Source organism: Clostridium sp., from assembly GCF_021372645.1.
In the GTDB taxonomy this organism is placed as follows: Bacteria; Bacillota; Clostridia; order Clostridiales; family Clostridiaceae; genus Clostridium.
In genome coordinates this window covers 36578-51807 of record NZ_JAJFUC010000052.1, presented here as the reverse complement: position 1 = coordinate 51807, position 15230 = coordinate 36578, and the positions used below count along the sequence as shown (strand labels likewise).

The 15230-nt window shown below is 27.6% G+C and carries 12 protein-coding genes and 1 pseudogene; 2 read left to right on the top strand and 11 right to left on the bottom strand.

The features are described from left to right. Positions 1 to 408, bottom strand: a 408-nt coding sequence (locus LLF98_RS09020) for an L-lactate permease (RefSeq protein WP_291702535.1), incomplete at its 3' end; no start/stop codon positions are given. Between the two features lie 537 nt (positions 409 to 945). Here LLF98_RS09020 and LLF98_RS09015 point away from each other — a divergent pair. Beyond that, a pseudogene (locus LLF98_RS09015) lies at positions 946 to 1179 on the top strand (manganese catalase family protein); the annotation flags it as partial. 199 nt (positions 1180 to 1378) lie between these two features. On the opposite strand, the gene LLF98_RS09010 reads toward LLF98_RS09015, so the two are convergent. From LLF98_RS09010 to LLF98_RS08985, 6 genes are all read right to left on the bottom strand, one after another. Continuing rightward, positions 1379 to 1543 (bottom strand): hypothetical protein, encoded by a 165-nt coding sequence (locus tag LLF98_RS09010; RefSeq protein WP_291702819.1) that lies wholly within the window; start codon positions 1541 to 1543, stop codon positions 1379 to 1381. Between the two features lie 35 nt (positions 1544 to 1578). Next, positions 1579 to 4509 carry a helicase C-terminal domain-containing protein gene (locus LLF98_RS09005; RefSeq protein WP_291702818.1) on the bottom strand — a complete coding sequence of 977 codons (2931 nt, stop codon included), beginning with the start codon at positions 4507 to 4509 and terminating at the stop codon, positions 1579 to 1581. 15 nt (positions 4510 to 4524) lie between these two features. Then, on the bottom strand, positions 4525 to 4953 hold the full coding sequence (locus LLF98_RS09000; RefSeq protein ID WP_291702817.1) for a HepT-like ribonuclease domain-containing protein: 429 nt from the start codon (positions 4951 to 4953) through the stop codon (positions 4525 to 4527). Beyond that, positions 4950 to 5369: a nucleotidyltransferase domain-containing protein gene (locus LLF98_RS08995; RefSeq protein ID WP_291702815.1), complete on the bottom strand. Its 420-nt coding sequence runs from the start codon at positions 5367 to 5369 to the stop codon at positions 4950 to 4952. Before LLF98_RS08995 ends, LLF98_RS09000 begins: the two co-directional genes overlap by 4 nt. Before the next feature lie 160 nt (positions 5370 to 5529). Next, complete coding sequence (locus LLF98_RS08990; RefSeq protein WP_291702813.1) at positions 5530 to 6297, bottom strand: homocitrate synthase; 768 nt, start codon at positions 6295 to 6297, stop codon at positions 5530 to 5532. A gap of 115 nt (positions 6298 to 6412) precedes the next feature. Next, positions 6413 to 7327: an isopropylmalate synthase gene (locus LLF98_RS08985; protein ID WP_291702812.1), complete on the bottom strand. Its 915-nt coding sequence runs from the start codon at positions 7325 to 7327 to the stop codon at positions 6413 to 6415. Between the two features lie 520 nt (positions 7328 to 7847). On the opposite strand from LLF98_RS08985, the gene LLF98_RS08980 reads away from it, so the two are divergent. Further along, positions 7848 to 9404, top strand: a complete 1557-nt coding sequence (locus tag LLF98_RS08980) for a hypothetical protein (protein ID WP_291702810.1) — start codon at positions 7848 to 7850, stop codon at positions 9402 to 9404. A 278-nt stretch (positions 9405 to 9682) separates the two neighbouring features. On the opposite strand, the gene LLF98_RS08975 is transcribed toward LLF98_RS08980, so the two are convergent. The 4 genes from LLF98_RS08975 to nifE all read right to left on the bottom strand — a co-directional run bounded on the left by LLF98_RS08975 (position 9683) and on the right by nifE (position 15030). Continuing rightward, complete coding sequence (locus tag LLF98_RS08975) at positions 9683 to 10126, bottom strand: GNAT family N-acetyltransferase (protein ID WP_291702809.1); 444 nt, start codon at positions 10124 to 10126, stop codon at positions 9683 to 9685. 448 nt (positions 10127 to 10574) lie between these two features. Beyond that, positions 10575 to 10883, bottom strand: a complete 309-nt coding sequence (locus LLF98_RS08970) for a 2Fe-2S ferredoxin (protein WP_291702808.1) — start codon at positions 10881 to 10883, stop codon at positions 10575 to 10577. A gap of 105 nt (positions 10884 to 10988) precedes the next feature. Next, positions 10989 to 13679: a nitrogenase cofactor biosynthesis protein NifB gene (nifB, locus tag LLF98_RS08965; protein WP_291702807.1), complete on the bottom strand. Its 2691-nt coding sequence runs from the start codon at positions 13677 to 13679 to the stop codon at positions 10989 to 10991. Then, positions 13669 to 15030 (bottom strand): nitrogenase iron-molybdenum cofactor biosynthesis protein NifE, encoded by a 1362-nt coding sequence (gene nifE / locus LLF98_RS08960; protein ID WP_291702806.1) that lies wholly within the window; start codon positions 15028 to 15030, stop codon positions 13669 to 13671. Before nifE ends, nifB begins: the two co-directional genes overlap by 11 nt. Positions 15031 to 15230 lie beyond the last annotated feature (200 nt).

The following is a 15230-nucleotide window of genomic DNA, read 5'->3' as shown; positions in this document are numbered from 1 at the left end:
ACCAGCCATTATACTTGCAGGAATGGCTACTGCGGTACCGAAACCAGCTATTCCCTCAAGAAATCCTCCAAATCCCCATGCTAAAATAAGTACTAAAATTCTCTTATCTGTAGTCACACCTGATAGCATGGTTTTGATCTTGTCCATACTTTTTGTATGAACAGATAGGTTATAAGTAAATACTGCAGCTATAATAACAACAATTATAGGCCAAATTGCAGTTGCTACACCTTGAAGCGCAGCTGTTAATGCAGAAACTATCGGCATGTTAAATCCAACTAAGGCTAGTATAAACGTCAATACTAAAGCTATAGGGCACGCCTTATATCCTGGTATTTTTAGAACCCCTAAAGTAATAATTAAAAATAGTATTGGAATTAATGCAAGAACTAGAAGTAATAAATTCATATAAAATTCCCCTCCATAAATAAAATAATATAAGTCTTGGTAATACGATAATTTGATATGACCAATTTCTTAATAACATAATATCACATCGTTTTCATAATTTCTACAATAGTTAATTTTTTAACATCTTTTTTTTTTAATAAAACGTTAATACTACATTTCCAAGATAGTTTACAGATATCTTTCATATATTTTTTTAAAATCACTTAAATATTTGTGATATTATTAACATTTAAAGTAAACATGTAATCTAGAAGAACTGCTGTATTAAATAATCCAGATTCCTATAAAAGGCAAGCTTTAAGATTACTAGTTTATAAAACTCCAAATATTATTAATTGTGAAAATGAAGATAAATAATTATACCAAATTCTAACTTAATGTATAAATCTAACTATGTAGTTGAAAAGCTTGAGAATGCTTCGCATTACTCAGATATCCCAAGCTTAATAGAAATTGACTAAGGTACTTAATTCAAGGTCGAAAGGTGAGTTATATAATAACTCATTAATTTATCGTCATATTGTGGGACAAGCAAATCCATGGACCTCAACTTATATACAAGCAAAAGGAGATGTAATTGCCGATTTACATGAAGATATGGCAGCTGAACAAAAAGCAAGATCAACTTATGAAAATTTAATACACTTAACTGATGAACAAGATATTAAAGAAATATTGAAATTCTTAAGAGAAAGAGAAGTTGTTCATTACCAAAGATTTGGTGAATGTTTAGACCATGTTCAAGATGCTATATGTATGAAGAAATAAATCTTAATTATTTAGTATAATATTAGGTATAATTAAAAAAAATAATAAGTCAATATGCCTTATTGTACTAAATAGAAGACCGCCTGAAAATTACATTATTTTGAGGCGGTTCTTATATTAAAAATTCTCTTTAATTATATTCAATCTAAATTTTTCCAACCTATTATACTTAATATTCTTATGTTTATTATACTTAATACTAACTAAATTGTTTTTCTAATTTTTCTAAATCTCTTATGATCATATTTATAACTTTAATCTTAGATTTAGCATATTCGTTCTTAGACAACCATTTTAATCCACTTTCTAAATATTCCTTTGTGTTTCTGTATTTGTTTAACAATTGTTTTAAATTTTCTACCATAACCTAAATACTTTCCCTTGATATTAATATATAAATTATATTTTTCCATTTAATTGAAAATCAATGTTTTCAAAATAATATTCTTCATTTTCAACTTTTAATAATTCCCAAAACATCTTATGCTTCTTTGCTTCATTATTAAATTGCTCTTGAAGATTTTTATTATTTTTCTTTATATTATTTATGATTATATTAATATTGTTTCTTTTCCAATTATTATAATTAAATTGAATTTCGGAAAGTATTTTTGCAGTTGATGAAATTTCAATACTAGGTCCACCAAGATCTCTTTCAAGATTTCTTATTGTATATGAATTTTGACCTGGATCTAAAATTATAAAATATCCATAATCAAAGGTACTTCTAATAAGCCTTCCATATATCTGTTTAGTTTTTATACAAACTTGAGGATAATTTACATCTTGATATCCTTTTTTTTGATATGTTGTAATTGCTCTTAAAATAGGATATTCTGGGCTATAATTAGGAACTTTATCTAGCATAACACAGCTTAATGCATCTCCTGGCACATCTATTCCTTCAAAAAAGCCTTTACTCCCAAGTATTACAACCTGCCTGTTTTTATCATTTAAGGCTCCTGCAGATTTTTTGTTAGTATGAACTTCTATTTTAGTTCCTTTAGCAAGTAATTCTAATTCTTCATTGACAGCTGATCTCCTTGCATTATTATTAAATAGTACGAGAAGATGTCCATTTATTTTTTGTGCTGTATTAAATATGAATTTAGCAACATTTTTAATATAAGATGGCTCATCATATCTTCCCACATCATTTAATGCAAAAATCTTTGTTCTTTTCTTTAAATCAAAGGTTGATGGAATGACAAATTCTTTTGCCTTTTCCTGTCCTAAATGTTTCTTTATTTTATTAAATGAATTTTCTATTCTAAGAGTTGCTGATAAAAATGTTGTACTTTTAACATCCTTAAGCATATGTTCATTAACTAATTCACCAACATTTAGAGGCACATTTTTAAGTTTAAAACCTTTATATTCTGAATCTACTTCTAATATCTTTGCATAAAACACTGAATTTTCTAAGAACTTATCTAATATATCAAAAGTAGATTTAATCTTTGAAATATAATCAGATAAACCCTTATGATCATTATCACCATTAATTTCATCATCTAAGGTAATATTAGAAACATAATCATTTAAAATTTTATATAAGGAATATATGCTTTCCTTTAAAACTGATATTTCAGAACCTATGGCTTTTGTGATGCCTTTTAAATCTTCTCTTGGAATAAAAAATTCAGTATTAAAGTTATACTCTCCACTAACAAGTCTCATGCTTCTAAAATCATTTATAAGTATATTTATATTTACTATAATATCATTTACCAAATATGTAAGTTTATCTTTTTCTATAGTTTCTCTACACCCATAGCTAGCATTTAGACTTAAAAGCATAGCTATAATACTTGGATGACCTTTTTCTATCATATCTAATAACTGTAGAAATTCAAAAGAAGAAAACTCTTCTGCAAAGAAATCATAACATTTCTCCATTAAGTTATGACCCTCATCAATTATAATATGATTTATTTTCTTTTTTTCAGCATATGGCCAACATGCGAGTAGTGAATGATTTATTACTGTTATGTTCTCCTCTGGAAGCTCATTATATCTATTTCTTAAATAACATGGTCTTGTGCATTTTTCTAATTTACATTGTTCACTATCACAATTAATTTCATTTATATATTTATCTAATTCAAAATGTTTTTGTGCCGAATAATTTATGTTTTCTATATCTCCATAATTACCCTTTTCACAAAGTCTTCTAAGAAAAAGTAGTGTTAAATTACCTTTTTCATCAAATTCTAAGTTTTCACATTTATTTAGCCTTTCTATACAAAGATAATTTCCTTTGCCCTTCATAGCACCATAATTTAATTTATCATTTAATCGTAACTTTTTAAGGATGATTGGAATATCTCTTTCAATAAGTTGATTTTGCAATTCCTTTGTATTAGTTGATATAATAAAACTAGCATCATCTTTTCTCTTTTTTTCCTTATTTAAATAAGTTACTATGGCTGCTATTATGACATATGCAAAAGTTTTACCACTACCTGTTGGTGCTTCAATAAATATTCTCTCTGATTTTTCAAAATTTTCTCTGATTTTCTTTGAAAATTCTCTTTGATCTTTTCTATATTGATATCCAAAATCTCCACCATTATTCCAAATCTCTTCATTTTCAAGTAAACCTTCATATAGTGAATAATCTATAGGAATTTTCTTTAATTCAACTTCATCTTTTTTATTTTCTTCATAACTCACATAAGGATATTTTTCATCTGTAAAAAAAGGTGGTTTTAATAAATATTTAGTCCATGACCAATTCTTTAAATACTGATAATCCTTAATTATACTCATATATAAAGAGTTATTTTTCTTTTTGCTTTTCTCTTCCCTAGCCCATTGTCTTAATATAAGGGAATTTACTACTTTTAAAGTATCAATTGAATCTTCTAAGCCTCTATGTAATTCATTCTTTTTTAAATTAGTAGTTTTTTTTACTAAAGCATCTAAATTAAATTCCTTTCTCCATGGTTCGAGTATTGCCGCAAGTTCCATAGAGTCCATTATTTTATTTTTAATTTCTGGAATGTGGACATATAAAAATTTTCTTTCAAAGTTAGAATTATGACACACTAAAGGGAGATTCTCTAAAAATTCTAGAACCTCTTGTTTTATACTATTTAAACTTCTAGCACTTAATAAGTCCATTTCATTTAAGCCAGTGCAAAGATTATAAATACCTATGGGCACTCGTCCCCTTGGTCTTATTAAGGTATTATAAGTAGTTATAATACCCCCTTTTACCTTAACCGCACCAATTTCTATAATCTCTGAACTATTTTCATCAAGTCCAGTTGTTTCAATATCTAAATATATTACATTATCTAAAATGCTACTTAATTCTTCCAGCATATCTTCTCCTAAATTTTATACTTTCAAATGTTTCTTTGCTATTCGTATTATTCTCTTAAAATTACTTTTATACTTTAATATATGGTTCATTAGTTCTTCATGATCTGGTTCCTTATATCTATGTGAAATTCTGTTTCTAAGTAGCCTTGATTTTTCTAGAAAATTAAAAAGTTCTTCATCTAATATATGTGCCGATTTCAATACAATTAAACTATCATTTAATGTCATACCTATTTTATACTTTTTAATTTCCTTAAGCATTATAGATGCAAATTCTTCAAGTATTGTATGAAAGCTTACGAACAGTTGCCTCAAGCTGGATTTTGAAAGCTTTACCATAATTTTATTATCACACTCACCTTGTAGTATTTCAATGCATTCTTCTATATCGGAAGTACACTCTTGAAGGTCTTCTATAATTTTTACAAGTCTTTCTTGATTCATGACAACACATCCTTCCTTCTAAACCAGAAAAAATTCTCATTTTCCTTATAAATCCTGTCTGTTTCATCTTTGAATATTTCTAAATTATAATTATCATCATTAGAATAAATAACTTCCCCTTCGTTTAATACATTTATTTTTAAAAAAATATATAAACTTTCGCTTTTTAAATCTATAACATCAATTTCCTTATTAAGTAACTTTGCTAAAAATAATTCAATTTCTAATATTTCCTCTAAGTCTATTTTATGTTTCCCTATTATAGCAATATCTATATCTGAATCTTGTGTAAAATCTTCATTATTAAAACTTCCAAAAGTGAGCATACTTGAAATATCATATTTATTAAGAAAATTCACCACTTCTTCACTTTTTAGTTTATCCATAATTAACTTCTTTTCATCTTCCAATTTCATTTTGCTCACCTACCTAATTAATACTTATTTTCTTTCATATATCTTAGAAATCTAAAAAATATACCTTTCTAAAGATAACTTATCTAATCAATTATATCATAATTTAAATAAAAGAAGCTGACACAAAATAATTTTTAAAATTATTTTATATCAGCTCTATTTAATTGTTTATTTTTTCTAAAAACATATCTGAAATTTTAATAAATTCTTGTAAATTGCAATTTCCTGCTCTCTCTCCAATTCCATCTAATGTGCAGTCCACATATTTAGCTCCACTTTTTACAGCTTCAAGTGAAATGGGAATTGCCATACCAAAATCATTGTGAGCATGTATTTCGATTTCTATGCCTGTATTATTTATTATGGTTTTAATTGCTTCTTTAATTATAGATGGCATTAATATTCCTACTGTATCTGCATATCTAACTCTTTTAACATCCATACTTCCAACTATTTTACACAAATCAATAAGATAATTTATATCTGCTCTTGAAGCATCTTCAAAGCCAATGGTTACTTCATAACCTTTATCTTTTGCAAGATATACGCATTCTCTAAGATTTTCTTCAACCCATAGTTTATCTTTTCCCAAATTTGAATATATCTGTATATCAGAAGTAGGAACACTTATATGGATTATATCTGGCTTACAATCTATTGAATGAAGTATATCTTTTTTATTCATTCTATTCCAGGTAGAAATCAAAGAATTCTTTCTACTAGCTAAGATTCTTTTGATACATTCCTTTTCTAAATCACCCATTACGGGTATTCCCGCTTCTATTTGATATATATTATTTTCATCCATATATTTTGCAATCTCTAACTTTTCATCTATAGAAAAAGCTCTCCCAGCACTTTGTTCTCCATCTCGTAATGTTGTATCTACAATATATATTTCATCATTAAATCGTTCTTGTAAATTCATTGTTTACTTCCTCCCCAAATATAGACTTTCTTACTTATAATTTAAGATATTTGTACAACTAACTGGAACAAATGCATGACCTTCATTTCGGAGTATATACTCATATCTCAGGTATTTATATACTACATTTTCTATAAATCTCTTGAATTTCATCATTATTTAATCCTCTTCGTTTTTGTGTACTAAGATTTCTTACATGTTCTAACATACATTTCAAATTATTTGAATTATATGTTATATTCAATTCTTTCAATTTTATCTCTAGTGCATTGACGCCTGAATGCTTACCAATAACAATATTTCTTTTTCTTCCTATTGTACTTGGATCATACGGTTCATAGGTACATGGATTTTTAGCAATTCCATTTACATGAATTCCCGATTCTACATTAAAAATATCCTTACCTATAAAAGGCATATTGGTCTGAAGTTTACTTTCTGTAATATCTTCAAAGATATTAAGTACTTCTGGGAAAAGTTTATGATTTCCTTGAAGTTTAATTTTCTCTAAAAGAGAAATAGAACCTAATATTTCTTCAAGGGGAGCATACCCCCCAATTCCTGCAAAAGTTGTGATCACCTTTTTTCCACCAAGTTTGATCCACTCTAAACTCATTGCTGTAGATGCTCCATACTTGTTCTTAATGCATATTTGTATGTTTTCGCCTAAAATATTTATAATTTCAGAAAATATTTTTTCATAGTCGTAAAAAATAATATCATCTAATCCAATTACTCTAACATTTTTTAAGTTACATACATTAGATTTACTATTTAGGCTATTATAAAATTTATTAACATTTTTAGTTTCAATGCTATTATTATTAGCTATTATAAATTTTACATTTTGTGGTAATGGTGATAATTCTTCATAAAGTTCTTGAGTAATTTCTATATAATCGCTTCCTATTATATATAGTAATTTTATTAACTCTTTTATTTTAGAAATCTTTGCCTTTAATTTATCACCATATATTTCTTTTAAAACAACTATTGTCTTATCTATGATTTCAATTTTTCTTTCACCCATAATTCCACTCCTCTTCAGATATATTATTAATATAACTTTCAATTCTATTGAAGTACTTTTAAATATAAAAAGAGCCTTATTTAATATAATACTATTAATATTATATTAAATAGGCTCCTTTGCCGATAAAAAAAATAATCTAAGAATTAACTAATTTATGAGTTTATTCTTAGACTTCATTGCCTTTATTGTAAATATTTATTCTATTACTAATATATTATCATACAAAATAAGATTTGTATAGAGTTTTTTCATTTTTGTTATATAAATTTAATTTTATATCTTCTCTTTATCTTAGATTCTTAAAATATCTTCAATATTTTCTCCTTTGTTAATCTATTATATAATCCGATTAATTATTTACAAAGCATCCATGAAATTATTGCAATATAATAGTATTAACATTATAATATATTTAAACACAAATTTATATTCACCTTCATTAATAATAACATAATTTGTAACCTATCAAACAAAATTTCATGTTAAATTTCAACTGTCCTAAGGAGGTGTTTTCCAAATGGAATTGATTAAAGATAATTCATTTTTAATGAATTTAAATATAGAAAACTTTTCAAAAATGATTGGAGAAAACTGGCATATTGATTCATCTATTTTTAAAAATTATATTTTAGCAAATATAAGTATTGCCATGATTAGAAACGTTGAACTTAAAAAAAATATTGATAAATTATATCTTCTTGATCAAATAAAGTATTATGATGCTGCTATAAATTCTTCCTGCATCAACCACGTTATAATGACTGAAGGTACGCTTGATCAAGAAATTGAGAGTAGAAAAGCATTAGGTATACTCTTAATTGCTGAAAAAGATCATAATTTAAGAAATAGCATAATTACTTTATTAAGAAAAACTTATCCAATGGTCTTTAATGCAGTTAAAAAACATGACAAAAGTCAGTTAACTAAAAGATATCTTCAAATGGATAAAATCACAAGAAAAGTCGAGGCCCGATTGGATTCGTCAATCTATTTTTATTTTTCTATATATCGTTCTGAAGAAGCTGTCGATCAGGGTTTTATCATCTCTATTATAGACGATATGAATTTTTTTGAGTTCTGTGATCCAATAACTAGAGTAATAGATAAAGAGGTAGAACTCCATAAATCTGAATTAAAGAAAATTAAATCATTATTAAAAAGAGAATATGGTAAACTAAACAATTATAAAGATGTTTTAAACAGTGAAGTTGGAGTCATTGAGGAATTTGGATCTATACTAGAAAATATGTTTATTATTAATAAATTTGATATAAATCATCTTTTTAATAATTCAAATTTTTTGAATATTGATGAAATACTTTTATCTTATATAAAGAGTAATGATGGCGATTTAGATTTAAAAGTAATACTACAAACTGTAATTAATGGTATCTTTATAAAATCTCTAATTAACGAATATAACAAATCTAGAACTTTATACTTTCAAAATAGCCAAGAAACTTTATTTTTTAAAATAGACTCTTTAGAAGGGGAACTTTCTAATATTGAAAAAGAAAAAATAGCTCTTTTAACCAAAATTGATGCACTTGAGAAAGAGAACGAGTCATTTGATAAGGTTCTTACCCGTCAAAAAAATGATTTAAATAAAAAATATAAATATGAAATATTAGCTTTTCAAAGTCGGATTAGTGAACTTGAAAATCAATTATTATCAGAGAAAAAATATAGAAATGAACTAAATGAATTAAGAGAATATTTATTTAAAATCAAGAATAACTATGTTCCTTCTAATTCTAAGAAAACCTTAGATTATTATATAGCTAGAAAAAATATAATAATTATTGGAGGAGCTAAAGAATGGAGAAGAAAATTCAGAGAAAAGTATCCTGAACTTAGAACCTTATCAGGATTTAATGGGACCTTTGATACCAATATTTTATCCAATTACGATTATGTTTTTTTCTATACTGGTTTTATGGATCATGCTACTTATTATAGAGCTGTTAATTTTATACGTTCAAATTCGATTAAATTTGGATATATCGGAAAAACAAATATGGAATTGGTGGAAGATGAACTTATAGATGAATTACAGAAATGTGATCTTGACTAGTATAGAAAGAAGTAATTACTATTTTGCTGCCTACATGCAATCATAAAATCCATATTTTTTTAATTCCATAACTTAATGGATAATGGACATGAAAGAAAATAACAAGTCAGTATGCTAGTATATTTGACTTGCTATTTTCTTTCATGTCCCTTAATTTGATCCTTTACACTAAGTACACCTATAGTTTTATATTTATCAATTACTTGATTCCAAATTGATTTAGTGATAAAAGGAATTCTAAAACAAACATATTCTTCAATTACTAAATATTATGACTGTTACAATTTTTTGTGTAAAGCAATCATTTCTGTACACTTCCAATTATGCTGACGATAGAAATTTAACGCTGACTTGTTGCGTTTATCAGCTAAAAGATCCATTCTACTTGCACCACAGCTAATAGCCCATTTTTGAATTCCTGACAATAGCGCTAATCCTATTCCACAATTACGCTCATTTCTTGCTACCACTAAGTCCTCTACTATTACTTTCAAGGCCCCTTCTGCTGTAGACACTAATAACTGTCCACTACACATACCTATAACTTTTTTATCACGCTCTGCTACCATAATGCAACCTTGCACATTTTGTTCTAACATAAGCAAAAGTCCATTTTGTTGTTTTTCTCTATCTATTATAAAATCTGTTTCAATAGTAAACAAAGTTGTTAATAGTTCTACTAGAATATCAATATCATCTATTTTAGCTCTTCTAATTACCATATTTCAGCACCTCTTTTTATATAAATCTTACTACTATTTTATATAGTAAGCCTATTGTATCCACATATCTAAATAGTTTAGTAAATTTGTCATCTTCATCACAATCTTTTTGTCCATTACAGAATTTGTCTATATCTCTTTTTTTATTTATGTTCCTTCTTCTCCAGTATAAGTAACCCCTTGTATAATTTATAAACTTATGCAGTTATTTCAGATCTTATAGCATTCATTGTTACAGTTATTAATATGCACGCGTCCATGATAACATCCTAAAAAAAGAGATGTACAAAAGCACATCTCAAATTTATAGTTGAAATTTAATTATATATTTAAGGCACTATTAAAAAAATAACAAGTCAGTATGCTAGTATATTTTTTTAATAGTGCCTAAAAACTGTGTAATAATAATACCCTAATTTCTTATCTATATGTAAAATACTATTATTTCTTATATAACTAATTCTTCTACTACTTTTCCGCCTTCGATGTGTTCTTCCACAATCCTTTCTACATCTTCAACTTTTACATTTCCATACCAAGTTCCTTCTGGATAAACAACCACAATAGGACCTTTATTACATACCCCCAAACAACCAGTATTAGTAACCATTACTTCGTTTATTAGGTCTCTGTCTTCAACTTCCTCCATAAACTTTTGCACAACCTTTACTGAATCTTTAGAATAACACATTCCCTTTTGCATTCCATTAACTCTACAGCTTGCACAAACAAAAATATGATGCTTTAAATTAATCATTTTACGTGCCCCCTTTTTTATTAAATATTTATATTTTCCTCAATTTTGTTGAAATATAAGTAACTAAAAACAAAATTGAGGCGAATATCAAAATCCTTAAATATTTTAAGCTCTTAGCATTTCTTTAACTTCTGTCCCTTTTAATATAGCTTCTGCAGCTTTTACAACTGCTGTTTCAATTGTTTCGCAAGTCATAAATACTTCTATGCCCATATCCTTGAATTTCTTTTTAGGCTCATCACCCATTCTAAGTGATAGCACTCCATCACAATCAGAAACAACTTTAGATAGTTTAGCAAATTTGTCTTCTTCTTCATCACAAACTTCTTTTCCGTTACAGTATTTATCTACATCTCTTTTTTCTATATATTTTGCATCTCCATTTTTATATTCATAAATATAAAATTCTGATGCATGTCCAAAGTGCATATCAACTCCAATACCGCTTTTTGAAGCAATTGCAAATTTTAGTGGCTTTTCATCTGATGAATTATTTTCATTCATAGGTTTATTAAATTTTTGAGACTGATCATCTCCAAGTAATCCAATTGCGTCAGCTCTACATTGTTTGCAATGATACATTTGTTTTATATTTACTTCACATTTTTTTCTTAAATCCATTATTTCTTTATTACTTGTAAGTGGCATATTTTCAAATACACTTCCCTTAACTGGTATCATTTGCATTATATTTGTTATTCCAGCCCCAAGTTCTTTAACTTTTTTAGTTATTTCTTCTATATGGTGATCATTAATTCCCTTAAGCATTACGATGTTAACCTTACACATAATTCCTCTATCAGCTAAATACTTAATACCTGATAATTGATTATTTAAAAGAATTTGAGTTCCTTCTTCTCCAGTATAAGTAACTCCTAAATAATCTATGAATTTATATACTTTTGCTGTTATTTTAGGGTCTATAGCATTCATTGTTACAGTTACATGTGTTACGCCTAAATCAATTAACTCTTGTGCATAAAATGGAAGCATTAAACCATTGGTTGATAAACAGAATGTTACCTCATTATTATATTCTTTTATTAACTTAAGAGTTTTTCTTACTTCATCAAAGTTAGCAAGTGCATCTCCAGGTCCTGCTATACCAACAACCTTTAAGTTATCCATTTTAGATTTTACAAGTTTGTATTTTGCAAATGCTTCTTCTGCAGATAATACATCTGTTGTAACCCCTGGTCTACTTTCATTAACACAATCAAATTTTCTTAAACAATAATTACAGCTAACATTACACTTTGGTGCTATAGGAAGATGCATTCTTGCATATTTATGTGCAGAATCACAACTAAAACATGGATGGGTTTTTGTTTTTTCCTCTACTTCTTCTCTAATACTAGATTTTATTTCTACGTTTCTTTCTTCAATCACCTTTTCTTCAATTGTGTTTTCACGCATTTCGCTCTCCTCCTTATAATATTCATTATATAAATTTTCTCTAAAAGTCATTTCTGTTTTTGCAAGCATTACATTTGTAATTTGATCACTCAAATTTAATGAACCTTCATATCCAATAGATAAAATTCTTTGTCCACCAATCCTATCATGAATTGGGAATGCCATTCTAATTAATGGTATTTTATGTTTTTCCTCTATTCTTCTACCATCAGAACTTCCAAGCATTACATTTACCTTTAGCTCCAATGCATATTTTTCTATTTCTTTAAAATCTGCTTCATCTATAATTTTGCATTCTCCTGCAAACAATTGCTTTGAAAGCTCATCTACTTCATCTCTTAAACTTGGTTCAAGTTTTTTGCATACATCTCCACTTGCAATAAGTACTGGTACTACTCCATTTTCTATAGCTAATCTTGCTGCTGAATATACAAAATCAGGTTCTCCAAAGATTGCTATTCTTGCTTCTGCATTATACTTGTGAGAATCAATCATAGCATCTAAATATCTACCTCTTTGTTTTTTATATTTTTCAGGAATAGAATTTCCTGAGACTTCAGATAATACTTTTAAAAATTTATCTGTATCTCTAAGCCCTCTTGGGATGTTAATTCTATAATTTTTAACGCCAAAAGCTTCTTCTAAGTAGCTTCCAACAGAATGTTCATCTTTAATAAAGGTAGAAAGTTCAATTGTAGCTTTTGCACCACCCATATATTTAATTTCTTCTATAGTTGTTCCATTGTCTGGCAATCTACTATATTTTTTGCTGTGAACTCCATCTAGATTTTCAGATATATCTGGAAGTAATATATAATCAACTCCAAAATCATTTAATATATCTTTAAGTTCTCTCGTATCAGCACTACTTATTGGTCCAGTAACAATATTTATTTTTTCATTATATCCAGATTCCATTTCTACCTTTTCTACTACTGCTCTCAAGGCTGTGAAATATCCACCATATTGAGTTCCACCATAACCTGGAGATTTTATTGGTATTAATTTAACCTTACTTTTTGGATGTTTTTCATAAAATATTTTTGAAAGTCTATCTACATCTTCTCCAATAGTCTCAGCAAGGCAAGTTGTTGCAATACCTATAACCTCTGGATTATATAATTTAATTAAATTTTCTAAACCTTTAATCAAATTGTTTTCTCCACCATAAACAGTTCCTTCTTCTGTAAGTGAAGAAGATGCTATGTCTATTGGTTCATTATAATGTGTTGCCATATGTCTTCTAATATATGTACTGCAACCTTGTGAACCATGCAAAATTGTCATGCAACCTTTGATTCCATATAAAGCATTGCAAACTCCCATAGGCATACACATTTTGCATGGGTTAACAGTCAGATTTACATAACTATTCTTCATTTTCTTCACTCTCCCTTACATATTTCCATACAGGACTATTTATTGAAAGATTTATTTCCTTTGCAAAATTAACTGCTCCAATAAATCCTCCAAGAGGATGCTTTCTTTCATGGTTATGGTCACAAAAAGCAACTCCTAATTTGTAAGCAAGTGGTCTTTCTTTTACTCCACCTACTAAAATATCTACATCTTGCTCTAACATAAATTTTTCTAATTCATATGGATTTGCATCATCTAAAATAACTGTTCCATCGTTAACTAAGCTATTTATAACTTCATAGTCTTCTTTTTTTCCAGTTTGTGTTCCAACCATCACTGTATCTATTCCAAGTTCATTAAATTGCTTTATTAAAGAAATTGCTTTGAAGCCTCCACCTACATATATAGCTGCTTTTTTACCTTTAAGATTTTCTTTATAAGCATTCAGTATAGGCATTATTTTTTCTTCTTCTTCTTTTACAAAGGCTTTAGCTTTTGCTAAAGTTTCTTCATCTCCAAATAAACTTGCAATTCTAAGTAATGAATTTTTACTATCCTCAACTCCAACAAAACTTATTTTAACAAAAGGAATTCCCATTTCCATTTCCATCCTTTTTGCTAAATATGTCATAGAGCCTGCACATTGAACAACATTAAAACTTGCACTACTAGCTTTTATTAATTTATCATGACTAGAATCACCTGTGATTGTCGATATTACTTCTATTCCTATTCTCTTTAAATACTCTTTTACAATCCATATTTCTCCTGCTAAATTAAAATCACCAAGCATATTAATTCCTTTTGTCTTAGGTAAAATATTTCTAGAAAAAAGATTCATAAGTGCATTACATGCTAATTTATAACCTTTAGATTTATTTCCTGAAAATCCTGGTGCCATAACTGGTATAACTGGTACTTTATATTTTTCTTCTTCCATCTTACAAACAGCTTTAACATCATCACCAATAACTCCAACAATGCAAGTTGCATAGACGAAAATTAACTTAGGGTTATGTTTTTCCATAATCCCTTCTATTGCTGCTATTAACTTCTTTTCTCCACCAAAAATTACATCTTTTTCTTGCAAATCTGTTGAAAAACTATTTCTATATAAATCATCACCACTTGAAAGACTTCCTCGTATATCCCAAGTGTAACTCGCACATCCTATAGGTCCATGAACTATGTGGTATGCATCTGTTATTGGATTTAATACTACTCTTGCACCACAATAAACACATGCTCTTTGACTAACTGATCCAGATACACTATCACCATCACACTTCATAGACTTTTTATTATGGTCTTCCTTAAAACATACGAAATCTTCTCTTTCTTCAAGAAGTGAATTTGATATTTTCTTATCCATAATGTCACACACCACCCTTTCAATTTATAATTTAGAAATTTGGAATTCAGAATATAGGATGAAATCCTTACATAATTTCTTAAATATATTTTTTCAAACTCTTATATAAATGCATTTCTTAATCCATTCTACATTCTCAATTCTAAATTCTTAATTTATTAATGAATTGAGCAATTGGCATGTCTTAGTTCATGTTCAAT